The sequence below is a fragment of the Dysgonomonas hofstadii genome (assembly GCF_014196915.1).
GTDB lineage: Bacteria > Bacteroidota > Bacteroidia > Bacteroidales > Dysgonomonadaceae > Dysgonomonas > Dysgonomonas hofstadii.
This window is the reverse complement of record NZ_JACIEP010000003.1, coordinates 100983-125209: the sequence shown is the minus strand read 5'-3', so window position 1 is coordinate 125209 and position 24227 is coordinate 100983. Positions and strand designations below refer to the sequence as shown.

The window sequence follows — 24227 nt, the reverse complement described above, 5'->3', positions numbered from 1 at the left end:
TATGAACAATAGTAAAATAACAGGAAGTGAAGCTCTTATGCGATCGTTACTGAACGAAGGAGCAGATACTATCTTCGGATATCCGGGCGGAGCTATAATGCCCGTATTCGATTGTCTGTATGACTATCGGGACAGAATAAACCATATCCTTGTACGTCACGAACAGGGTGCTACCCACGCAGCACAAGGATACGCACGCACATCGGGAAAGGTTGGTGTAGCCCTCGTTACCTCAGGGCCGGGAGCGACTAATGCTGTAACAGGTGTTGCCGATGCCATGCTTGACAGTACTCCTATTGTTGTTATTTCAGGACAAGTAGTATCCTCTCTGTTAGGAAGCGATGCATTCCAGGAAGCCGATGTAGTAGGTATTATGCAACCTGTTACCAAATGGGCCTACCAGATACGCCGCCCCGAAGATATTGCATGGGCAGTATCACGGGCATTTTATATAGCATCCACGGGACGTCCCGGACCTGTTATCCTGGATATCACCAAAGATGCACAATTCGGGTTACTCGAAAACTTCAAATACGAAAAAGCAACATTTATACGCAGTTATCAACCAAAACCCGAGGTAAAGCAACAGGAGATAGAAACAGCGGCACAAATTATAAATACGGCAAAAAAACCATTAGTACTTGTCGGACAAGGTGTAATCTTGGGGAACGCTGAAAAAGAATTCCTTGCTTTTGCCGAAAAATCGGGTATACCTGTGGCCTCTACAGTCCTGGGTCTATCTGTTATGCCATCAGATCATCCTCAACATGTAGGTATGCTTGGCATGCATGGGAATATAGCCCCAAATCAAAAAACTAACGAATGTGATGTGCTTATAGCCATAGGCATGCGTTTTGATGACCGTGTTACAGGCGATCTGAATACATATGCCAAACAGGCAAAGATTATACATTTCGATATCGATAAGGCCGAGATAAATAAAAATGTACCTGTAACAGCCTGTGTACTAGGAGATGTAAAAGAAACATTGCCTTTAGTTACAGAGCTTTTAGATAGAAAATCATACACTGAATGGCTGGATGAATTTAAAGTTTGCTATGACAGGGAATACAATGTTGTAATCAAAGAAGAACTATATCCGGAATCGGGGCAGCTAAAGATGGGCGAAGTGATCAATAAAGTATCGGAAGCCACCGGAAACAAGGCTGTACTGGTTACCGACGTCGGGCAACACCAGATGATGGCACTACGCTATTTCAAATACTCTCAAAGCCGCAGTGTGGTTACTTCCGGCGGATTGGGAACAATGGGATTCGGCCTGCCTGCTGCGATCGGCGCAAAATACGGAACCCCGGATCGAACTGTATGTCTGTTCGTTGGCGATGGCGGAATACAAATGACGATACAGGAACTGGGAACAATCATGCAGTATGGGATAGATGTGAAGATCATATTATTGAATAATCACTTCTTAGGTATGGTTCGCCAATGGCAGGAATTATTCTTTGATGAACGCTATTCCAACACAGTAATGCATAATCCGGATTTTGTAAAAATAGCAGAAGCATATGATATTCCTGGTAAGAAAGTGGAAGACCGTGCCGATCTGGACAAAGCCATCGAAGAAATGATTGCCCATAAAGGTTCTTACCTGCTCGATGTACAGGTAGAAGCCAAAGGGATGGTATATCCGATGGTTCCTGCCGGGACGTGTGTAACGAATATTTTATTAGGAAATGAATAACTAATGAGTAAATTCGGATATTAGCGAATTTGATAATGATTTAAAACAATTTGTTTTAAATATTTGCTAATATGCTAATTTTCAAATTTTCAAATTAACATCATGGATAAAACATTATATACAATAACTATATTTTCAGAAAATACCGTAGGATTGCTAAGTCAGGTAACCAGTGTATTTGTAAGGCGCCAGTTGAATATCGAGACCTTATCGGTATCGGCATCAGCTCTCGAAGGAATACATAAATTCACCATCACCGTGTTCTGTGACGAAGAAACCATCAAGAAAGTAGTCCTTCAGATAGATAAACGTGTAGACGTCCTGAAGTCATATTACAATACGAATGATGAACTGGTATTTCAAGAAATCGCCCTCTATAAGCTATCTACACCCGAATTCTTGAAAATATCGTCTGTAGAAGAACTTGTACGCAACCATAATGCACGTATACTGGATATTAACGAAAACAGTGTTGTATTGGAAAAAACAGGACATTATCAGGAAACACAGGATCTGTTCGAACAGCTAAGCAAAACCATCGGTGTGTTGCAGTTCATTCGCTCGGGACGGGTGGCGATCACCAAATCGAAAATAGAACGCCTGAGCGATATGCTGGCTGAACTGGATAGGAAATATAAGAGGAATGAAGAATGAGGAATTAAAAATTCTTTTATTATGCAAATAATAATTTTACCTTGTAACTTTGAATTCTTAATTTTTCATTTTTAATTCTTAATTTTTATGATAGCACTTGTTGGAAAATACGAATTCACGATAGACGCGTATTTAACGGATTTCAGAGGAAAAGCCACTCTGCCTATGATTGGAGGATTCTTGTTGCAGGCTGCAACAAAACATGCTGAAGAACGGGGGTTCGGCTATTCCGATATGACATCGCAACAACGGGTATGGGTACTATCACGTATGGCGATACAAGTGCATGAATATCCTAAAAACGATACAGTTTTTATTATCAAAACATGGATTGTGAGCGTAAACCGCCTGTTCACAGAACGGCATTTTGCTTTTGAGGATGAAAATGGTAAACCTTTAGGCTATGCCCGTTCCCTATGGGCATCTATCGATCTGGAAACCCGCAGGCCAACAAATCTGATGGAACTGTACGGTTTATCAGATTATATTAATAGTGAAAAAGAAGCCCCAATAGATGCTTTAAGTAAAATTCCGGCATTGAAAGATGACTATGAACAAGCAGCAGAATTTGTAGTGAAATACAGCGATGTGGATATAAACAAACACCTGAACAGCATGAAGTATATCGAACACTTTGTCGACGTTTTCGATATAGATATGTTTCGTGAAAAGGAAATACGCCGCATCGAGGTTAATTACATTTCCGAAGCGCATTATGGAAAAAGGCTGGATATACTGAAGCGTGAAGAGGAAGACAGTGTCTTTATTCTTGAAATGAGAGATGAACAAACGAATGTTTGTTCGGCAAAAGTAATTTGGAGATAAACAGTTTACAATAAACCGGATTTATATAGAAATAAATAAAATACAAATAACTGATTTTAATTAATTAAACAACTAGAAAAAAAATGGCAGAAATGAATTTTGGCGGAGTAGTAGAACAAGTGGCTACCCGTAACGAATTTCCATTGGAAAAAGCAAGAGAAGTATTAAAAAATGAAACCATTGCAGTCATCGGTTACGGAGTGCAAGGTCCGGGACAAGCTTTAAATCTTCGTGACAATGGTTTCAACGTTATCATAGGACAGCGCAAAGGTGGCAAAACATGGGAAAAAGCTATTGCCGATGGTTGGGTACCGGGAGAAACACTATTAGAAATAGAAGAAGCTGCCGAAAAAGGAACAATCATCCAATATCTTCTTTCAGATGCCGCTCAAATAGAAGTTTGGCCACGCATCAAACCATATCTTACAGCAGGTAAGGCTCTTTATTTCTCTCATGGATTTGGTATCACCTATAAAGAACGTACAGGAATTATTCCTCCGGCAGATATAGATGTTATCCTTGTTGCACCTAAAGGATCGGGAACAAGTCTTCGCCGTATGTTTTTGGAAGGTCGTGGATTAAACTCAAGCTATGCTATCTTCCAGGATGCAACAGGACGTGCCAAAGAACGTGTTATTGCACTGGGTATAGGTGTAGGCTCAGGTTATTTGTTCGAAACAGACTTTAAACGTGAAGTTTATTCTGACCTTACAGGTGAGCGGGGAACACTGATGGGTGCTATACAAGGTATCCTTCAGGCTCAATACGAGGTACTTCGCGAAAACGGACACTCTCCTTCAGAAGCGTTCAATGAAACAGTGGAAGAACTTACTCAATCATTAATGCCTCTATTCGCAGAAAACGGTATGGACTGGATGTATGCAAACTGTTCTACTACAGCCCAACGTGGTGCCCTTGACTGGATGGGACCTTTCCATGATGCCACAAAACCTGTGTTTGAAAAACTTTATAAAGAAGTTGCCTGTGGAAATGAAGCTCAGCGTTCTATCGACACTAACTCAAAACCTGACTACCGTGAAAAGCTGGAAGAAGAACTGAAAGCTCTTCGCGAAAGCGAAATGTGGCGCGCAGGTGCAGTGGTACGTAAGTTGAGACCGGAAAACAACTGATCAGTTCATATTTATTATAGAAGAGGGGCTGTCCCAAAAGTCGAACAGCCTCTTTTTCATAGATATACGGAGTAATATCTGTAACTAAAAGATTGTAAGATATTTAAAAGGTTTACTCGTACGGGTTATATACTAAAATATACTCGGAGTAAACCTTTTTTGTGGTATAGCCCTATTCTCATGTAGAATAATATGTAGAAACTAATTCTACATGAATGGCAATTAAAACCACTTAGTATGTATACAATTAACTTCAAAGGAAAACCACACCCTAAAGACAGTAAGTTGGTAAAACTGGATATGATCTTATTCCAGACAGGCTATCCCAGAGTATCAAAATCGTTGAACTTAACCGGACGGTTTGAAGATTGGGATCAGACAGCACAAAACTTTAGGCCTAAGTCTAAAGATGCTATCAGCAAGAACAAAATTCTTTTCGATCTTAGACTCAAATATCAAAAAGTAGCAGAGGATTGGGAAGCCGAAGGCATCAAATGGTCACCTGTCCAATGGTCTCATTACTTCGATGCTGATAATAAAGAAACTCCCAAAGTGAAAAAAGTAAAGGTGATGCCGATATCGCAGTGTATTGACATTATCATCGAGGATATAAAGAACCAGAAACGATTGAAAAACGGCAAGTTTGTATCTTGTGCTAATACCGCCCGTCAATACTATTATCTTCGTTTGCAATTACAGAAATTTACTCAAGAGGTGTATGATAAGAGTTTTTCTTCTTTTTATTTCCGGGATATTGACGAGAAGTTCCTGAAAGATTTTGTCCAATATCTTCAGGAAAGAGGAGCCCGGGAAGGAACAAATGCCTCTCTTCCAGAAAGACTAAAAAAGTTTTACGGAGTATTTTATTATGCGAATCGGATGGGACAACCTCATGCTGACAAGAAAATATTCGAGTGTGTCAGTCCTCATTTTAAAAGAAAAGAAAACCCTCCACAAGCAATATCTTATGATGTTATTACACAGATTGAAGAAATGGATAAAAGTCAATTCAGCAAAAAAGAAATCTTTTGGATTGATATGTTCCTGTTTAGCTTTTATTCTGGAGGCATGGCCAGCGTAGATGTTTGTTACTTGACATGGGATTGTATTGTCGATGGTATGATTGTTTATGAACGTACAAAATTTCCAAAGGAAGCTGAAATACCATTTAATAATAAGGCAAAAGTAATTGTAGAGAAATATAAAGACAAATGCTATCAGAACTATGTCTTGCCGATATTTACAGCTAAGCATAAGAGTGAATACCAACAAACGAAACGAATAATACGTCTTAGAGAGAAAGTGAACAGGACTTTGAAGAAAATTGCCCGAATCCTAAAGATTGAAAAAGAGTTTACTTGGTATGCTGCCAGAGGTACTTTTATCACTAAGATGATTGATGAAGGTTATCATCCTATTGCCGTAGCAAAATTTGCAGGGAATAGTCCCAATACAATCTATAAGCATTATTGGGATCAAACTCATAAGGATGATGTGCTTAAGCATATGAATGAAATGTTTTGAATCACTTATCTGAAATAATGATTAAAAGGTACAACTTAAAGGTTCTCCTGAAAATCATTATCTATTCGCCTTAATCTATCCCTTTTTTCATTTTCGTTTTTAATTGTCATTACTTTTTTTTGTTTAAGATAGTTTTCATCCGATAACAGACTTGTTTTATTTATAGAATAGTTAGCTAGGCTGTATTTATTGTCAGATTGTCTAGTCTGGTATATTAATATTCCATTATCTTCTGCTATTGTAACGAGGAGTTTTTTTAGGCTTTGGTCGATTCTACAACCCAAGTAGATAGCATTAATCTTCAGAAAAGGTATATTATTTTCATAGAACAAAAATGAATCTTCCTCGCTTACAATAAGCCTCCACTCTTTTTCATAGCTCCAAAATCTTGATTTAGTTAAAAAAGATTTAAGTAACTTCTGCTGTATCTTTATATCTATACTATCTGAATTTTGCTCTACTTTAAGCAATTGATAGGGAGTTATTTCTTGTGTCCTTGCTGTATATCTTACAGGATATAGGCCACAAGATAGAATATCTTTGTATTTATGGTTATTTATTTCATCTAGGGAGTATTTTATACAAAATCCTCTGTGATTATCTGCATAATGAGACCACATTGTTGTATTTTCCATTAGCTCATTGTCTTCCTCAAAATATGAAAAACAAGAAATTCGAAACATTGTATTACGAAGATAATCCATTCTTAAATCACACTCTCTTTGCGCTTCAACCATTAACTTTATGCCCAACAGATACATAAAGTCCTCTGATTTCCCCTTTGTTATTTCCCAGAATGTTTTCCAAAATGGACCTCGATTATAATTCTTTTTTTCTCCTTCACAATGGGAGTAAAACACATTCCAATATTCTTCTTCAGACAGAGTATCAGGTGTACCATTTTTTGATATTGTTCCAATATCTTTAATTTTATTTAAGATGTACATTTTTAAAAATATTTCTCGATTTACACATAAGTAGCTATCGAAAGGGTCATTGAAATTACGTGGAGATGATAGATAGACGGTTTGTTGTTGCAAACTCATGAGACTATACACAGTCGGTGGCATAAATTTGTATAATTGAGAGGGTAGGTGTTCTTCTTTATAGCCAGTGAACTCTTTTTGTGCTTCTATTACACCTTTATTTAGGGTAGATGTTACGTAGTCATTTATAAAATGTTTAGTCCAATCCCCCTTGAAATTTCGACTTCTATAATCATTTGAAGAATATTTCGAACCTTTTATGTCTAACATAACATATAAGAGTGTATTAATTTATTATTTATTAAGAGACTTTTCGTCTATGTATTAGTACTAGTGTCAATTCCTATTGAAGCTAACATCTTTTTGACATCAGATCCTTCTGCACAAATGAGTCCTGTATGCTGACTCCTTATTTGATACATAGAAGGAAGTTCCCAAAGTTCATTATCATTTACTTTATTTTGATTAGTAAATAACATCAAATCTGGGTTATTGCAGAATTGAAAAAATATTCGATAACTGACCATTTCATTTTTCAGATTCTGAATTCTATCTTGAGGTAGACCTTGTATTTCTATATAACGTTTTGCTAAGAACTCAATATCTTCGTCTGTTTGTTCTAGAAGAGGATTGTCCGAATATTGATGATGACTATATGTCATACAGTATTCATCAATAGTTGAACCATATTTACTATAGAAATCATATTCGGAGAAGCTCTCTATTATTTTATTGATTTCATCCAAAGTAATTAAATAATCCAAATTGGTATTTATATACTCTTTTGTTAAACGATATAAATCATAAACTGTTCTTATTGAAAGATACGCTTCTTTATTTACTGATAAAGTTAAAAATAGGTTATAGCTTTCAATCGCAAGTTTTATACTATCTTCCATTAACTTAATGAATCCCTGCTTATGATTTAGTTCTGTCTTATCAATAAACAGTGTGTAATTTATCGAAAAATAGGTTCTTGCTATATTGTGTTTAGTCGTTGCTTCTAAAAATTTATCTTCTATTTTTAAGGAATATTCTAAAGCATCTGTATTGATTTTTATTATGAATACAATTTTATTCTTTATATAATCATATAGGTTTTTCCTATGTTTCGGATAGGGCTCAGATTTATCTATAAGTCTTTCATCATTTATAAAATCGGCATGTAATCTAGTTATTGCAAATAACAAATTTTCTGATTGAAATACTTTCTGAAAATATTTTTGGTTTTCACTATCTGTATTATTTTCAATAATCTCGAATACCTCCATCAATTTCTCTACTTCATTGATACTAAATTCCTTTTTGCCAATTTGTTCCCCAACTCGGATCATGCTTGATATTTGATCAATAGAAGCAATATTATTAATATCTACAACATGGCTTTTCAACTCTCCCAATTTCAGCAATGCATCTTGCGACGAGTATTTTCCTAATCCATAATCCAACTCAAATTTTACTAATTCAAGAATCTCCCATAAACCTTCATGAAAATTAGCTTTATACTTTTGACATCTCAAAAAAGAAACATTCGCTTCTATATAGATACCTAATTTAGTGTAAGATATAGCAGCTAAGAAATGTATCAAATAATGATCTTTATAGTCCTTATAGCATAAACAGTTTTCTATTATCTGAATGATTTGTTCAAATTTATATGAATCTATCAAATCCTTTCCACTGGTTTCTAAATATTCTATTACTTGATTTTTATCTAAAGCCTTCTCTTTACTTATGTTAGATCTAGTTTCTATATAATTAAGTCCATATTCTGCCCCCTTGTCTTTAATTAAGCTAATATGATTATTTGAGATATTTGAGAAAGTATTGTAAATTTCCAGTAATGAGTCTTTAGAAAGGGTGTTTTCAATAGGAATATGAATAATAGCTGTTTCTTGGTTTTTCCAACTATCATCTCCTTTTATCAACATTAAGCGTTCATATATTTTCCATACGTAATCAAAATAGAGAGATTCAGTATATTCATCATAATATACAATTAACCCATAATAAGGAATATGATTACATAGATATCCTAACCTGCTTGTTTTGAATTGAAGAGAAATGTAATCTCCATTTTTCTTTTCTATTATTTGTCCTTTTTTTGCACTTTTGATCTGAATAGGGAACGATACTCCCATCGGGCCATCAGAATCAACAAGTTCTGTATAGATATCAACACCATAGTCCTTTGTTCCATCAATCTCTCTTGATACAAATCCATTTTCCATTAAAAAGAATTGCCGAACAAGCAATACTGATTTTTCAGATCTTTCGGCATTGAAATCTATTTTGGGACGGGTATAAAAACTCATATTCTTAATTTAGTAAATCACATAGAACCACTCAAACAACAGTTAGTAAAACCTTAATTGAATAGAATAATCAAAAGATATCTTTCATTCTAATATTTTTATTGAGTAAATTAAATTTATCATATTTATATCTAATCAATTTTGAATATCTATCTTCATGTGTTGATAGTACAACTTGCTGATCAGAAAAATTATATTTCAAAACTTCAATTAAAGAATGAGTATTTATCTCGTCTAAGGTCTGTAAAGGATCATCAATTAATATAGTTCCAAACTTAGATTTGCTATAGACTTTATTTAATACTAACATTAATGAAATAACAGTTGCTGATAATTGGCCTGAACTTAGAGTGTAGGATACTTCTTGATCTCTTCCAGTCGGGTTTATTTTTAGTTGAGGATCTTTTTTACTAACATCTAAATCTAACACTAATCCGGAACCTAAAGAGTGGCGCTGAAGTATTTTTCCTGTATATATATAAAATGGTATTGTTACTGTATCAACAATATTCTTAGTATAGTTTTTTATTGCGTTATCAAAGATCTTTATAATCCCCTGTACTTTGACAAGAAAAGATTCTTGCTGTTCGATCTTATCTTTGAGACTATTAAGGTCTCTATTAATTGCCAAATTATACTGAGTTATTATGTATAATGATTTATCATTAATATCTTTTTCTGATATATTATTTAATATTTGTATGTTATTCTGAAAATACACATCAAAATCATTAACCAGTTGAAAGGTATTGATAGATGAATCTATGCTAGGCTTTTTCTGATTAATAATAAATCGAATGCTATTTTTTAGATTATTTTGATCGTCTGCTTGTATCCGATTATTAACCAAAGAAATTATAGATACCTTATCATCTTCATTCATATCGCTTAGAAATACATCGAATTTTTCTTTCTGTTGTAAATAGATATCTTCTAGATAAGCAAAACTATCATAAGTAATAAATTTATTTGTTATTTCTGTAATTAATTCACTGTCTTTTATTAGTCTATCTCTAAAAGATTCTAATAAAAAATTTATTTCTCCTTTAAGCTTTTCAAACTCTACATTTAGGACATTATATTCTTGAAATATTTTTTGTTCTGTTTGCTGTATATGATTTATCAATATATCAGATGATTCCCAATCAAATCCACATGTAGGACATTCACCATCTGCCAAATTAATTAGATATCTATGCTCCCTCTGTATTGATAATAATTCGATTCGTTTATTCTTCAAATTATTCAACACTTTACTTTGTGCACCAAGAGCCTCCCTTTGTGCGATAAACAGAATTAATTTAGTTTTAGGGATATCTATATTAATACCTTTTTCTTTCAGATATTCCCAAGTCGAATCTTGATTAAGATAATTATAGTTAAGTTGGTCTATTGCCTCAATAAGAGTTTGGTTATTTTTTAATATAGAATCATTCCGTCTTCTTTCTCCAAGTTCAACCTTAAGAACCTCATAATTTTCTATTTTCCAGTAAAAACTAATGAATTTATCTAAGAAATCATCACCTATATAAGTTTGTATATTATGCCAGTCATAGATTTCTTTTAATAAGCCCTTGTTAGAATATAGATATTTTATCTTTTCAACCTCTGATAAATAGCTATTTCTAATGTTAATATCAGTATTCACGATATTTTCTTGATCCCATGCAAAAACTTTATCTTTAATAAATTGCTTATATGATATGGTTAAGGTTTCGGAACTTAATATCTCTCGATTCCTTTCTATAATATTATCCCGCTCTATTTTCTTTTGTCTAATTAAACCTGATAACTCTTTCTCTAAAGATTTTATTTTTTCAAGTTGGAATAATTCTTTTTCAGCACCTAATAAAGAAGATAACTCTTTATATCTTTCTTTTGGATTCTTTTTCAGAAAGAATGTATTTTCATCTTGTTCCACATAATTCAGAACATTAAATAAGATATTTATATTAGGGAAATCTAATCTTTTTTCTAATTTATCTTCTGTGCTTTCCTCTTCATTGATAAAGAGCTTAGATGTTTCAAATATATTTCTTATGTTATTATCTTGACTCTTTCTCTGTGGAGCTTTTTCAAAGTATCGTTTTATAAATAAAGACTCTCCATTATTGTTTAAATGCAACATAAGTTCAATGGGAGAGTTTTCATCATTATGAATTGGACTATTGGTATAGCCTATTTTTGCATCTATCAATATAGTTCTATATTTCCGAGGCGTTTTTGAAAGAATAATTTCAATTGCTTCGAATGCTGTTGTTTTTCCATATCCATTTGGTCCATCAAAAATAATTAAATTATTTTCATCAAATTTGAATGAAGCCTCTGTTATACTTTTAAAATTCTTTACGTATAATGAGTTGATTCTAAGTGTATTTTTGTTATTCATTGTCTTGATTTAATGATATAAATAGTTCTAAATCCATGTCATTGGGATTATACACATTCAATATTTTATTTAATATTGAATGTTGTTCTACACTTAATTCTTGAACAATCAAGTCTTCAAGCTTTTCTAATTTATTTACTTCTGTATTAATAGTAGAGACATAGTTTAAAAAGGGAATTTTTATAAATATTTTTAACAATAGATTATACCATGCTTCCTCTTCATTTTGTAATTTATTACTGTGCTTTATTGCAAGTTCATTAAATACATTGACTATGTTTTGAGAGTCATCAATTTCATTTTTTAATTTTTCGAGCTCCTGTTTATCATAAGATAAAATATATTTTTTAGAAATGATCGAATTCTCTTCAATTTTATACAGATGGGACATATCTTTACTAGTTTCTTCTATCACAATGATTAAAGATAGATTATTATCAATATTTCGATTTCTGAAATCATTTAACCTATTCTTTTTAAATTCATATACAAATGAATTTAAAGCATATTCAATATCATTCTCATTATTATTGTCTTTATTAATTTTTTGTGATAGTTCAGAATAAGTACAAAATAGAAAAATGAAAAAATCTTCTTTATCTTCAAAATAAGAAAATATAATATCCACATCATAAAAATTATCAATCATGACTTTTAGTTGATTGTCTCTAATGATATTATTGATTAGTTCTTTCATAATTCTCCGTTTAAGTCTATTATTGTATTTTCGATTGTTCTAAATGCAAATTGTTTCTTCTCTTCTAAGTTCAAACTCGCCTCTTCATCTTCTTTATAATCGGAAGGTACTTCTGTTACTTTTTCTAAATGCTTCTTTACTTCTTCTTTGTTTTTTTCTAAAGATTGAGTTACGAAGTAATCAATATCTTTTGATACAGGTTGATTATTTATCAATTCACAATGCTTTTGAAAATCGATTTTGCTAGCAATATCCTCTAAATCAAAATCTTCATTATGCACTATTAATTGATATCGAGTAGAGTCATCATTTGCTTTAATATATTGTAAAGTTTTATATATAGGGGCAAGTTGAATCTTCTTTATTGCATTCTGTATCACATTTTTGATTGTAGCACTATTAATCAAATCCATAGATGTAGCTCTCAAATTATTTTTATCTAATCGCTTATGTGGTAAAAGATGTTCATCCAATAATTTATTTGTTTCCTGTATAGATAATTTTTCTAGTTCATTAATAGCCAAATTTAACTTTTCTATCTTAATTTTATCATTAGGGTCAGATATGTCATAATGTTCAATACCAACTCGGATATTATCAAAAAATATTTTGGTAGCTTCATACCAAACAATTTCTTCAGTTAAAGCAAGGGAAGAATCTTCTAATATCCACTTTTTAATACTATTTAGACATATGGACTCAGGCGTTTTATTTTGATGTCTTTTCTTGATTGATTGATATATTTTTTCACAGCAAAAATTTCGTTTGAGCGCGATATCTGCATCAACTAAATTTATATGATTCGCTATAAGTAGTTTTTTTATCTCATCATCAAGTTTTGTACAAACATTATTAAGAGTATATATCCCAGATATTACATTAGACGTTAATTTATCTTTCTCTATTATCTCTCCAAAACTATCACAATCTACATCTTCTTTGTGTAATATAAGATAGTTTCTCTCACAATTAGCGGGATAACGTCTCATCATATCCCCCCATGCTTCTTTATACTTTGTATAATTATGCTTTGTATAAGCCTTCACTTGGAATATTTGCTTGTCAATTTCATGCAAAGAAAAATCCTCCTCCTCTTCTATCTTTAAACAATAGTCATCTGGAAGATTTTCAACACAATTTATAACTTCAATCGCTTTACATAAAGCTACCTCTCCTTGAAAGATATAGCCAGACCAAGTAGGTGATGCATCCCAACTCATTAACTCAATATTTTTAATTTCCAGACACTCAAAATATCCTCCATTACAAAACAAATAGAGCCATCCCTAAATAATCTTATACTTTTATATAAGATAATAATTTACTTCAATTCTTAAAAAAGAATCAGCTGATGTCTTACTTGTTTTTTCGTGTCTCATAAACCTTTGAGTGTATTTGTGATTTATCATGTTAATTCGTAAATGTAATGAATATAATTAAAATTTCAACCTTAGATTTAATCTAAATTTAACATTTACTTGAACGAAATTTAAAAACTACTTTTGACTGAAAGAGTATTCAATAACAAAGGAAGGCTCATGATGAATTACTATAATATTAGATACTTCGAAAAGAACCTCGTCAAAATCTCAAGAATCTTGCATTTCTATTTGTTAATGGAATGTGTCAATTCATATACTTAGAATATATACAGATCAAAATATGCTTTCATTATAAAATCTTTTGAGGCATTACTCAAATAGATATGGCTTCCTCTATGTACTATTCCAAAAAGATTATTACATTTGCATACCCTTCTGGGTATTATATTGTATATACTGTTTCGGTTGAAAAGTTAACAATTAGATTTATTTTTGTGTTTTTTACTAATTGACATCTCAAAGACCTCAAAATTTCATTTTTTTTGTAACAGACAGTATATAAGTATAATATGAAAATAATAGAAATCCAGAATTAACTTAATATTCCATATATTAATTGGTTGTCGTGATGACAACCTGCTATTTCGTACATATATAGCTAATTCCTTGTAAGTTACTGTAGGATAATAGGTTTTCAGCGTTTCCAGTACGGACTTTGACCCGTAAATCTGCATAAACCTAAAATAGTCCTATCTTTTCATTTTATTTTTACATTGTTTTGCATTTTAGGCTTTCAAAATTGTTAAGGCGAGATAGTCGCCTAGTTGAAATTTTACAGTACTAACACATAAATTATTCAACTATGTTTTCTATCCGACTCAAAGGAGACCGAACTCCAAAAGACATCGAAATGGTCCGTCTGAAACTTGTATTTTACCGGACAAGTTACTCACGGATCACCAAAACCATTTGTATCTCCGGACTGTATAAGGACTGGGATCAGAAAGGACAATGTTTCATCGGAAATACAGCCGAAATCAGCTCAAAGAATCATCTGCTCCGCAAAACAATCCTAAAATATCTGAAAATTGCCGAACGGTGGGAATGTGAAGAGAAGGATTGGTCTCCCGCTGAGCTATCCCATTATTATGATGATAACCAAAAGTATAAGGACCGGCAGGTTAGCGTTTCGGCTATTCTTGACCGTATTGTCAATTACTTTGAACACCGGAAACGTGTCAAGAACGGTATAACGATTTCCAGTTCCAATACAGCCAGAGGATATCGATTTCTGAAAAGATCTCTGGAAAAGTTTACCAAGCTAAAATACCGGAAAGAATTTTCAAGATACCTGTTCCGGGATATAACAGAGAAGTTCATTTTGGATTTTGGTGTCTTTATCCAGCAACAGGGTGCTAAGAAAGGAAATAACGGTGGCATTTATGCAAAACTAAAGTACCTTCATGCTACTTTTACCTATGCAAAGAAGTATAATGTGTACGGAGTTAACCTGTCCGTCTTCGAACCTATACGGGATAAGTTCAAATCCCGTTTCTTCATTCCCAAAGCCGTAACGAATATATCCATGCAGTTATTAGAGAATATGGACAGGTCTTTTCTAAAGAAGTATGAGAGATTTCATCTGGATTTATTCTTATTCAGCTACTATGCCGGAGGTATATCCAATATCGACATATGTTATCTTACCCGTAAATGTATAAAGAATGACGAAATAGCTTTTGAACGCATAAAGTGTAATAAGCAGGTCCGTGTAGTATTAATAGACAAAGCAAAAGACTTAATCGAAAAATACAGGAAAGAAGCTTGTATGGATTATATTTTTCCGATATTCAAGTTATGCAACCAGTCAGAGAAGAACAGATATGAGCTGGTATCAAGGCTTACCGTTAAGGTAAATAAGACACTCAAGAAAATATGCCTGTATCAGGGCATTACGGAAAGAGTAACCTGGGGCACAGCCCGCAGTTGTTTTATTTCCAGGCTGATCGATGAGGGTTATCATCCTTTACAGATAGCCGAACAGGTTGGTAATAATCCGCAGACTATTTATAAATACTACTATATCAATACCAATAAGGAGAAAATGAGGAAACACTTAAATGAACTGTTCTAAGTATAAGTAATACTAACATATGAAAAAGCAAACAGTGCAGCTGATGATAAGCCGCACTGTTGTACTTACACTTTAAAATCATTAATGTTTACAATCAATATACTCTTTTCACAAAGACTCTCAGTATATAAATAGAATAGTATAATATTATAGAAAATGTTTACAGATATATTCTGTTGTGCATCCGGTACTTTGGGCTATGTAGAATGGATCAACCCCAGACTTCAGCATCTGGGCTATATAGGCAGCCTGTGTTGAGCCCAATGTTATTTTCTTTCGGAACTTAATTTGTTTACATACTTTGATCAGTGTCTTATTAACGCTAAATGTCAATCGGTCTATTCTTTCACGCTGTTGTTTTTCTGTCAGATGCTTTGCTGTAAATATGGGTAAGACATAATTGGAATAACACTTATTCCGGTAATGATCTGTTATATCCTGAGATTTTGTGATAAGAGAGACAATAACTGTCTTATGGGTTCTCATCTTCTCGCAGGTAATTATGCCCTTTTTGATCTGGCTATAAGTTAGATAAGCCATATCGGAACAAGTCATGCCGCCGGTATATAAACTAAAGAGGAACAGGTCAACATGAAACAGTTCGGTACGGGAAAAGGCCGAGCGATCAATGTTCTCTATCTTATGCATAGTGTCAGCAGAAAGAATTAAAGGAGCTACCTCAGATATCTTCATTTCTTCTGATACATTCTTGAATATGGATGAATCGGCGTTCTTAACTCCCATTTCCCGGGCATGATTGAAGACAGCCTGAAGTTTCTTCAATCGGTTGGGTATGGCACCTTTTGTGCCCATGTCGGCAGCCCGTCTTTCCAGAAAAGAAATGTAATCAATGAGAAAATGAGTATCTATATCCTGAAACTGATAGGATGTAAGTGGCTTCTTATATTTTTCTGATACAAACTTCTCCAATGAGTTTTTCAGCATCTTATAGTCCTTGGCATTGGTGGAGCCGATGACTTCACGACCATTCTTGATCCTAACTTGTGTACTGAATTTTTCGATTAAGTAATCGATGACTTCTGAAATTGATAATTCTTTGTTCATTTTCTTATAAAACTTAATTGTTATACATAATCCCACTTGGGACTGATTAATTTTTATAAGAATAGGAGGTCAAAATAGGGAAGGTTTGAAAAAAAATAATTAAGTTACTCTTGAATTACATAAATCTTAGGAAAGTATTAAGGGTTAAACTAAACATTCAAGGAGATACACTAAGATTTGTATAGGCATACTTCAGTCATATTAAAATTGTCTTTCATTTATATAAATACTCATTTCTTTCTTTTTGAAATATAATGATTGTTTTTTTTGTATTTTTAAATTATATTTACATTTATAATTAGTATAAATAATATTAGACTTCATTCTCATACACATGGATATAAATCAATATTTTAACAATGTTAATTCTCAGTCTCAATCTATCTTCACTGAAACGTTAAAGCATCATGAAGGGCTAATTGCAGAATCTCATTATCTAACAAGTTGTATATTTGATTATACAGAGGAAATTGTGAAGTCTAATGACGACGTCTATATATTAAAAAACGCAATCTCACAGTTAGAAACAAGCATTTTTTGTTTAACCATTGGTTTGTATAGACAATCATATTCATGTCTAAGATTAAGTTTTGAATTAATTTTAGGGTCTGTACATTACTCTATAAATAGATTAGAATATTTAGAGTGGCAACAAGGAAAGCAAGACATAAAATGGCATAATCTGATTGATAAAGTAGATGGGATTTTGTCGAAACGATTTACAAATGCATTCAATGCTGATTTAACTGAATATGTTGAATCATTTAATGAAAGAGCTTCTACTGTATATAGATCTTTGTCAGAATTTGTTCATGGAAATAATGAAACATGGACAAAAAGTGGGCTCCAACTAAAATATAATGAAACCTTAATAAAAGACTTCTTCTATTTTTTTAAAGAAATTTCAGAAATTATATTTTTTTCATTATCGGCAAGATATCTTAAGTCTATAAATAAAGATAATCTAGATTTTCTACTAACGGAGTTATCTCATATAGAGCATATTCGAGTCTACATGGGAGGACCTAAATAATAAAATTATTATGTCTACATTCTATTTAAGAACAGAGAGTATTAAGTTGGAAGATATAAAAAGTCTTTCAGTTATTAGTCAACAAGATAAGGATATAATTAAATCTCTCATATTACCAGACCCATGTCTGCTAGAAGGCTCTCGAGGAACAGGTAAATCTTTTCTTTTAAGACTTACAGAATTGGAAATTGAAGAGAGTCATAATAACTGCATATGTGTTTATATGTCGTTTAATATTAGTTCCTTAATAAGCACTGATGATAAACTGCAATTTTATCATTGGATGCTTGCGAAAACCTTAAAAGGACTCATGAATACTTTGAGAAAAAAAGGGATTATAATAAATCAGCATTCTGCAAATTTATTAAGTAATGATGAAAAAGAAAATGATGAAGAAGTTTCTAAAAGTCTAAAAGAGATTGTAAAATTATATGAAAAATCATATAAAGATCATTCTTCTATAAATATAGATGCATTGCCTGATATTGAGGACGTAAAAGAGGCAATCGAATTAATTTGTAAAGAAAATAATTTAGAAAGGATCTATTTTCTATTCGATGAGGCAGCTCATGTGTTTCGGCCTGAGCAACAAAGGCAATTTTTTAGTTTATTTAAGGATCTTAGGTCTCCTTATATAACCTGTAATGCTGCAATTTATCCAGGTGTTACATATTTTGGAAAATCTTTTGAACCTTTGCATGATTGTATATATCTGAAACTAGAAAGAGATATTAGAGATTCTAACTATTTACAATATTTTAAAGAAATAGTATTTAATCAATCAGATGACAGCTTAAAGAAAGCCATAGAAAACAATATTTCATTATTTATAACTTTAGCGTATTGTTGTGGGGGAAATCCTCGTTTTTTATTAAAAACTTTACAAGATATAACTCCATTTAATTCTAGAAATGTAGAGCAAATTATCAAGGATTTTTATAGAAATAAGATATGGGCGGAACATACCGATTTAGGAGATAAATATCAGGGACATAAAGTCTTAATAGATTGGGGTAGAGATTTTCTGGAAAAAAGTGTTGTCCCTTCAATAGTCAAGTATAATAATGTCCGAAAAGCTGATGGTAAGAATGAAACTACTACTTATTTTTGGATTCATAAAGATGCACCTGAAACCGTCAATGAATCTCTGCGATTATTAACATATACGGGGATTATAAGAAAAATGGATTCGGGAATTAGAGCAACTAGGTCTGAACTTGGTACTCGATACGAAGTGAAATATGGGTGCATTATTAGCCTAGAGTCCAATCCTCATTCTATCTCTGAAAGTTTTTATAATAATTTATCGATTGCAAAGTTTCCTGAATTTGGAAAAAATAATTCTGCTTTTACTTCTGTAATAAATTTAAAAAATGTAATAACGGATGAGGATGAAGCCTTTCATAAATCTCTAGAGAGTATGCTTAAAAAGCCAATTGGTGTATTACAAATGCTTACAGATTGGCAGAAAAGAAAATTGAACGCAGCAGGTATTTATACTATAGATGATTTGCATAACAAAACAGAGTCTGATTTAATACTTAAAATTTATAATGTCGGACCCAAAAGAGCTAGACTTATTAAAAAGGCAGTGGATGCAGAATTGTTAGAATATATTTCTGGTTAATTATCTACAATCAAATATTTAAGTTCAGTTGTAGATAAATAATTTTAGCCGTATTAATATAAAAAGCCTATAAATGTAAGACTTCAAAAATCTTATCATTCATAGGCTTTTAAATTGAGATAAACTGTATATATTTGCAATCGTATAAATATAGTAATAACCAAGCCATTATGTAGAAATATATGCAGGATATGGCAAAAACCACAAATATCTACATCTGATATACAGCCTATTGCTCTTTAATAGGGCTGCTCCCATTTGGGACAAGCCCCTTTTTCTATGCTTTTTCTTCGGGTCTGTATCTGAGACTGTTTTCAAATATTCAATTCTCAGAGAGATAAAAATACTTTTGGGATAGCCCCTTTTTTGTTTGGCATTTTCTTCTTCTAAAGATTTTGTTATCTTTGTTACAATTAATATACTCAAACTTTTGCAAATTATGAAAAAATCATTGATCCTATTAACTATTTTATCTTTGTCAATTATCGGGCTTTTTAGTTCTTGCTCGGGATGTGTAAAAAAAGCAGCTAAAAGTGCAACTGAAACTGGTTTGGAAGCCATTGAAGGCATATCTGAAGCTGTAGACGAACATGGTGCCCGTGTAGGAGAAAAGGCTACTGACGCAGCCGGAAAGTTGGCAGAAGGTGTAGGACGCAGCCTTGACAGACAGCTAAATGAACACGCTGAAAAAGTATTCTCGGTAGGTGGCCGGACTGTAGTACAAGCGGTCGATGGTTTTGCTGACGGGTTCAACAAGGAAGTAGAAACTCATTATGATGTGATACCATATACAGCAAACTTTTCTTCGGGGGTTTCTTTGGACTATTTCGCAAAATATAAGGAAAAACCGATTATAGATGCCTACTTCCTTATTATGGAAGGTGGCACATATAGATGTAAATTTGAATGTGAAAACACGAGCGGAAAAGTATTCCTGACCAAAGATGCCGAAATAGAAAAAATAGTCGGAGAACGTAAATATTCACTTGTTAGTTTTGCGCTTAATCCTGATGAAGAAAAAACTTTCGCTGACATAAAAAATGTAAAGATTACCGTAACAAAAAAGAAATAAGAGAGTCAAACCGTAAAAAGTAAAAGAGGAGAATCTTGTGATTCTCCTCTTTTACTTTTTATACCTGTCCCGTTCTGAAATAAGTTGACCAAAAATGACACAATGTCATATTTTTAAAACCTATATCTCTAAACTAAATTTATACAATAATCTTACAAACAAATAATTACAAAAATATTTAAACAAATTAACTTTTCAAAATATGACAAAATGTCCCTTTTGCACACTTTTTGCAATATTGTTATCAAACGGCATTAAATAAGTCGATAATAACATAAACAATTATAGGAGGATAAAATTATGAGAAATCAAATCAGAAAATTTGACCGTAGCGGAAACTTCTTCCCTTCATTCTTCAATGGATATCTGAACGATAGCTTATTCAACAATTTTATAGAAGGAGAACTTCCTGCTATTAATGTATCTGAAAACGATAAGGCTTTCAGTATTGAAGTGTCTGTACCGGGATACAATAAAGAGGATATTAAAATAGAAATAGAAAAGGACATACTCAGAATTTCGGCTCAGAGTGAAGTAAATAATGAAGAAAAAGACGAAAATCAAAAAGTTATTCGTCAGGAATTCCGGAAATCTTCATTTACCCGCAGCTTTACCATTCCTGAAAACATTGATACTGAAAATATTTCGGCTACTCAGAAAGACGGAATACTACAGGTTTCATTACCCAAGATGAATAAAGCATTAGAAGATAAAGTGAAGAAAATAGAGATAAAATAAAGATTTGTTTGGTAAATAGTTTTAGGTTTTAGGTGAATAATCAGAAAAGTTATCCCATATTATGGGGGATAACTTTTTTATTTTGTATCTTAATCAAAAATAAATTGTTTTTTTAATAGGGTTTTTACTTCTTTCCCGATCATATAAGTAAACCGGTTATTATTCACCTTTAATGTTTACAGTTATGAAAACAATATACTTACGTACAGCACAATTATTTATTTTATTGTTGACATCCGGATTTATTTTTCTTCATGGACAAGAAATGTCTTATACGACTATCAATGGAATTGTAAAAGACAGCCGGAACAACAAAAAGCTTGAATATGCCTCTATCTCTGTTCAGGGAACAGGTATCGGTACAGTAACGAACTCTGATGGCACTTTCAGTATAAAAATAAACGATTCATTACAGGCAAAGGCCCTCGAGGTCAGACATCTGGGATATGAAAACAGAACATACCCTATAAAAAACAACAATGAGAAAGACATTACAATATATTTGTCATCGAATACCAGACAGCTAAAAGACATTGTAATAGTTCCCGACAATATGACCCCGCGCAAGCTTGTAGAAACAGCCATGGGTAAGATTGCCGAAAACAATCCCGACAAGGTAAATCTTCTGACAGGCTTCTACAGAGAAACTATAAAGAAAAGGCGTAACTATATAAATATATCCGAGGCGATTATAAATATCTACAAAACTCCATATAGTGAAGATGCATCCCGCGACAAGGTGCAGGTATATAAAGGACGTAAGTTATTGAGTCCGAAGCTGGATGATACTCTGGCGGTTAAATTTATTGGGGGGCCGAATTTGTCAACATATATGGACGTTGTGAAGAATCCGAATTTCTTTTTAGATGAAGAAATGTTATCACTTCATGAATTTGAATGGGACGAATCGGTGATGATAAACGAACGCCCCCACTATGTAGTAAAATTCAAACCGAATGCAATAAGCCCATATGCTTTATATTTCGGAAAACTATATATCGATCAGGAAAATCTGGCATTTTCACAGGCAGATATCAATCTGAGCATGGACGATAAAGATAAAGTATCGAAAGTCATCCTGCGTAAAAAACCTTTCAAACTACGTTTCAAACCAGAAGAAGTAACATTCCTGATCACATATAAGCAAGATAACGGAATCAGCTATCTCAGCTACATAAGGAATGAAGTACGATTTAAATGTGACTGGAAACGTAAATTGTTCTCTACCGGATATACCATTGTATCTGAGATGGTAGTAACCGACCGTAAAGAAGACAATGTGGAAAAAATATCGAACAAGCTGGCTTTCGATGCAAAAAATTCGCTATCGGAGAAAGTGAGCAGTTTCCTTGATCCGGGCTTTTGGGAAGATTACAATATCATAGAACCTACCGAATCGCTGGAAGACGCTGTGAATAAATTGAAAAAACAACACGACAAATAATATTTTTCATATATTTATAGAATATAGGATGCGCTTTAGCACACTTCCGGGCCAACCCGGTCTCTGACTTCTGCTTTCACTATATTCGGTATTAACTGACAACTACGTATGTTGAACGATCTGCTTGCATTTAAAAGGATAAAAGACGGAGACATAAAGGCATTTGAACATGTCTTTCGTCAATATTATGCTCCTTTGTGCATGTACTCATACAGCATAACCGGGCAACAGGAAGCATCGGAAGAAGTAGTACAGGAACTGTTCTATGTATTGTGGAGAGACCGGCAAGAGCTACGAATACTACGATCTATAAAAAGCTATCTATATGGTGCCATTCGTAACCAGTCGCTGCAATACATAGAACATAAAAATATACAGAACCGTTATAAAGAAAAAGCGCTGTACCAGCATAAAGCAACCCATGACGAAACCCCTCATGAACAGATGGAATACAGGGAGCTGGAAAAAATAATCGATCAGGCATTGAAGAGGTTACCCGAACGTCGCCTCAAAATATTCCGGATGCATCGCAATGACGGAAAGAAATATAAAGAAATAGCCGAAATACTGTCTTTGTCGGTAAAAACCGTAGAAGCAGAAATGACAAAAACCTATCAGGCATTAAGGTTGGAAATAGAAAAATATACACATACATCATGAAAATAAAAGAAAGGACTGATAAATTTACCGATCAGGGTTGGGATAAACTCTATTCGCGCCTGCAACAGGACGGCTTGCTCGAACGGAAGAATACAACCCCTGCGGAAAAAGAAGCAGCCATTATACATGAAGACTTCAGGGATTCAATAAATACTCAGAATAGAGAAGTCAACCTGAAATGGCTATATATTGCCGGAGGTCTGGTGGCCTGCATCAGTCTGGTATTTGCATTAGTCTTTAATTCTTCGGGAGAAACCACCAGGCAGGATCTTATCACTCTCCAAAATGACGAAGGAGCACCAACTCTGGTTACAACTCTCGAAGACGGATCTGTTATATACCTGTCCGATCTGGCATCAATACAGTATCCACAACAGTTTGCCGAAACAAAAAGAGAAATAAATCTGCAGGGTGATGCTTTTTTTGAGATCAGTAAGAATAAAGAAAAACCTTTCTTCATAGAAACATCGCTGGCTACAATCGAAGTATTGGGAACTGCCTTTGACGTTAAAAGCAGCAATAGCAACGCATTTTCGCTATCGGTAAAAAATGGAGAAGTAAAAGTAACCTCAAAAAGCAGTGGCAAAATTGTTCACGTAAAGGCAGGCGAAAGGGCTGTGATAGAATCGGGTCATTTAACTACGGAGAAAATAAGTGAAAAGAAACTATTCGACAAGTATTTCAACCAAATACAGTTTAAAGACGAAAAACTGGCAAATGTAGTGCATATCATCAATTTGAATTCAGATTCCATACAACTCAAAGTTTCACCTGAGATAGCTGACAGAATGCTAACGATGGTACTGACCAACGACTCTCCGGATACTATGGCGCAATTGATCAGCATGGCTCTGGATCTACAATATAAACAGGAATCAAATATCATTACCATATTCAGGTGATAATA

The 24227-nt window shown here is 33.3% G+C and carries 19 protein-coding genes; 13 read left to right on the top strand and 6 right to left on the bottom strand.

Going from position 1 to position 24227, the window contains the following annotated elements; all coding sequences use genetic code 11:
- Position 1: 1 nt before the first annotated feature.
- The 5 genes from ilvB (at position 2) to GGR21_RS04935 (ending at position 5838) form a co-directional block, all read left to right on the top strand.
- Positions 2-1705, top strand: coding sequence for a biosynthetic-type acetolactate synthase large subunit (gene ilvB, locus GGR21_RS04955; protein ID WP_183306082.1), 1704 nt, complete (start codon positions 2-4; stop codon positions 1703-1705).
- A gap of 99 nt (positions 1706-1804) precedes the next feature.
- Positions 1805-2359 (top strand): acetolactate synthase small subunit, encoded by a 555-nt coding sequence (gene ilvN / locus GGR21_RS04950; protein ID WP_183306302.1) that lies wholly within the window; start codon positions 1805-1807, stop codon positions 2357-2359.
- An 87-nt stretch (positions 2360-2446) separates the two neighbouring features.
- Entirely contained in the window at positions 2447-3184 is a 738-nt protein-coding gene (locus tag GGR21_RS04945; RefSeq protein WP_183306081.1) for an acyl-[acyl-carrier-protein] thioesterase, read from the top strand.
- A gap of 83 nt (positions 3185-3267) precedes the next feature.
- Positions 3268-4314: a ketol-acid reductoisomerase gene (gene ilvC / locus GGR21_RS04940; protein WP_183306080.1), complete on the top strand. Its 1047-nt coding sequence runs from the start codon at positions 3268-3270 to the stop codon at positions 4312-4314.
- A 237-nt stretch (positions 4315-4551) separates the two neighbouring features.
- On the top strand, positions 4552-5838 hold the full coding sequence (locus GGR21_RS04935) for a tyrosine-type recombinase/integrase (RefSeq protein WP_183306079.1): 1287 nt from the start codon (positions 4552-4554) through the stop codon (positions 5836-5838).
- A 35-nt stretch (positions 5839-5873) separates the two neighbouring features.
- Here GGR21_RS04935 and GGR21_RS04930 read toward each other — a convergent pair whose 3' ends face one another.
- The 5 genes from GGR21_RS04930 to GGR21_RS04910 all read right to left on the bottom strand — a co-directional run bounded on the left by GGR21_RS04930 (position 5874) and on the right by GGR21_RS04910 (position 13445).
- On the bottom strand, positions 5874-7094 hold the full coding sequence (locus GGR21_RS04930) for a DUF2971 domain-containing protein (RefSeq protein WP_183306078.1): 1221 nt from the start codon (positions 7092-7094) through the stop codon (positions 5874-5876).
- Positions 7095-7141: 47 nt separating this feature from the next.
- On the bottom strand, positions 7142-9139 hold the full coding sequence (locus GGR21_RS04925) for a DUF4365 domain-containing protein (protein ID WP_183306077.1): 1998 nt from the start codon (positions 9137-9139) through the stop codon (positions 7142-7144).
- Between the two features lie 70 nt (positions 9140-9209).
- Positions 9210-11528 (bottom strand): ATP-binding protein, encoded by a 2319-nt coding sequence (locus GGR21_RS04920; RefSeq protein ID WP_183306076.1) that lies wholly within the window; start codon positions 11526-11528, stop codon positions 9210-9212.
- Positions 11521-12225 carry an ABC-three component system middle component 1 gene (locus GGR21_RS04915; protein WP_183306075.1) on the bottom strand — a complete coding sequence of 235 codons (705 nt, stop codon included), beginning with the start codon at positions 12223-12225 and terminating at the stop codon, positions 11521-11523. The genes GGR21_RS04920 and GGR21_RS04915 overlap by 8 nt, the downstream gene beginning before the upstream one ends.
- Positions 12222-13445, bottom strand: a complete 1224-nt coding sequence (locus tag GGR21_RS04910; RefSeq protein WP_183306074.1) for a hypothetical protein — start codon at positions 13443-13445, stop codon at positions 12222-12224. The genes GGR21_RS04915 and GGR21_RS04910 overlap by 4 nt, the downstream gene beginning before the upstream one ends.
- Before the next feature lie 964 nt (positions 13446-14409).
- On the opposite strand from GGR21_RS04910, the gene GGR21_RS04905 reads away from it, so the two are divergent.
- Positions 14410-15681, top strand: coding sequence for a tyrosine-type recombinase/integrase (locus GGR21_RS04905; protein WP_183306073.1), 1272 nt, complete (start codon positions 14410-14412; stop codon positions 15679-15681).
- Between the two features lie 147 nt (positions 15682-15828).
- Here the strand turns inward: GGR21_RS04905 and GGR21_RS04900 are convergent, their stop codons facing one another.
- Positions 15829-16746, bottom strand: coding sequence for a phage integrase SAM-like domain-containing protein (locus GGR21_RS04900; protein ID WP_183306072.1), 918 nt, complete (start codon positions 16744-16746; stop codon positions 15829-15831).
- A 334-nt stretch (positions 16747-17080) separates the two neighbouring features.
- On the opposite strand from GGR21_RS04900, the gene GGR21_RS04895 reads away from it, so the two are divergent.
- From GGR21_RS04895 to GGR21_RS04865, 7 genes are all read left to right on the top strand, one after another.
- The gene (locus GGR21_RS04895; RefSeq protein WP_183306071.1) at positions 17081-17779 is read left to right on the top strand and encodes a hypothetical protein; all 699 of its coding nucleotides are present in this window, start codon (positions 17081-17083) and stop codon (positions 17777-17779) included.
- Between the two features lie 10 nt (positions 17780-17789).
- Positions 17790-19406, top strand: coding sequence for a hypothetical protein (locus GGR21_RS04890; protein ID WP_221232922.1), 1617 nt, complete (start codon positions 17790-17792; stop codon positions 19404-19406).
- Positions 19407-19845: 439 nt separating this feature from the next.
- A complete protein-coding gene (locus GGR21_RS04885) occupies positions 19846-20478 on the top strand; it encodes a hypothetical protein (RefSeq protein ID WP_183306070.1) in 633 nt (210 codons plus the stop codon).
- A gap of 300 nt (positions 20479-20778) precedes the next feature.
- Positions 20779-21216 carry an Hsp20/alpha crystallin family protein gene (locus GGR21_RS04880; protein WP_183306069.1) on the top strand — a complete coding sequence of 146 codons (438 nt, stop codon included), beginning with the start codon at positions 20779-20781 and terminating at the stop codon, positions 21214-21216.
- A 184-nt stretch (positions 21217-21400) separates the two neighbouring features.
- Positions 21401-22660 carry a carboxypeptidase-like regulatory domain-containing protein gene (locus tag GGR21_RS04875; RefSeq protein WP_183306068.1) on the top strand — a complete coding sequence of 420 codons (1260 nt, stop codon included), beginning with the start codon at positions 21401-21403 and terminating at the stop codon, positions 22658-22660.
- Between the two features lie 108 nt (positions 22661-22768).
- A complete protein-coding gene (locus GGR21_RS04870) occupies positions 22769-23320 on the top strand; it encodes an RNA polymerase sigma-70 factor (protein ID WP_183306067.1) in 552 nt (183 codons plus the stop codon).
- Positions 23317-24222 carry a FecR family protein gene (locus GGR21_RS04865; protein ID WP_183306066.1) on the top strand — a complete coding sequence of 302 codons (906 nt, stop codon included), beginning with the start codon at positions 23317-23319 and terminating at the stop codon, positions 24220-24222. Before GGR21_RS04870 ends, GGR21_RS04865 begins: the two co-directional genes overlap by 4 nt.
- Positions 24223-24227 lie beyond the last annotated feature (5 nt).

Excerpts from the sequence above, each read along its gene's own strand:
- ilvB (WP_183306082.1), top strand. The coding sequence starts at position 2 with ATGAACAATAGTAAAATAACAGGAAGTGAAGCTCTTATGCGATCGTTA.
- GGR21_RS04945 (WP_183306081.1), top strand. The coding sequence starts at position 2,447 with ATGATAGCACTTGTTGGAAAATACGAATTCACGATAGACGCGTATTTA.
- ilvC (WP_183306080.1), top strand. The coding sequence starts at position 3,268 with ATGGCAGAAATGAATTTTGGCGGAGTAGTAGAACAAGTGGCTACCCGT.
- GGR21_RS04935 (WP_183306079.1), top strand. The coding sequence starts at position 4,552 with ATGTATACAATTAACTTCAAAGGAAAACCACACCCTAAAGACAGTAAG.
- GGR21_RS04930 (WP_183306078.1), bottom strand. The coding sequence starts at position 7,094 with ATGTTAGACATAAAAGGTTCGAAATATTCTTCAAATGATTATAGAAGT.
- GGR21_RS04925 (WP_183306077.1), bottom strand. The coding sequence starts at position 9,139 with ATGAGTTTTTATACCCGTCCCAAAATAGATTTCAATGCCGAAAGATCT.
- GGR21_RS04920 (WP_183306076.1), bottom strand. The coding sequence starts at position 11,528 with ATGAATAACAAAAATACACTTAGAATCAACTCATTATACGTAAAGAAT.
- GGR21_RS04915 (WP_183306075.1), bottom strand. The coding sequence starts at position 12,225 with ATGAAAGAACTAATCAATAATATCATTAGAGACAATCAACTAAAAGTC.
- GGR21_RS04910 (WP_183306074.1), bottom strand. The coding sequence starts at position 13,445 with ATGAGTTGGGATGCATCACCTACTTGGTCTGGCTATATCTTTCAAGGA.
- GGR21_RS04905 (WP_183306073.1), top strand. The coding sequence starts at position 14,410 with ATGTTTTCTATCCGACTCAAAGGAGACCGAACTCCAAAAGACATCGAA.
- GGR21_RS04900 (WP_183306072.1), bottom strand. The coding sequence starts at position 16,746 with ATGAACAAAGAATTATCAATTTCAGAAGTCATCGATTACTTAATCGAA.
- GGR21_RS04895 (WP_183306071.1), top strand. The coding sequence starts at position 17,081 with ATGGATATAAATCAATATTTTAACAATGTTAATTCTCAGTCTCAATCT.
- GGR21_RS04890 (WP_221232922.1), top strand. The coding sequence starts at position 17,790 with ATGTCTACATTCTATTTAAGAACAGAGAGTATTAAGTTGGAAGATATA.
- GGR21_RS04885 (WP_183306070.1), top strand. The coding sequence starts at position 19,846 with ATGAAAAAATCATTGATCCTATTAACTATTTTATCTTTGTCAATTATC.
- GGR21_RS04880 (WP_183306069.1), top strand. The coding sequence starts at position 20,779 with ATGAGAAATCAAATCAGAAAATTTGACCGTAGCGGAAACTTCTTCCCT.
- GGR21_RS04875 (WP_183306068.1), top strand. The coding sequence starts at position 21,401 with ATGAAAACAATATACTTACGTACAGCACAATTATTTATTTTATTGTTG.
- GGR21_RS04870 (WP_183306067.1), top strand. The coding sequence starts at position 22,769 with ATGTTGAACGATCTGCTTGCATTTAAAAGGATAAAAGACGGAGACATA.
- GGR21_RS04865 (WP_183306066.1), top strand. The coding sequence starts at position 23,317 with ATGAAAATAAAAGAAAGGACTGATAAATTTACCGATCAGGGTTGGGAT.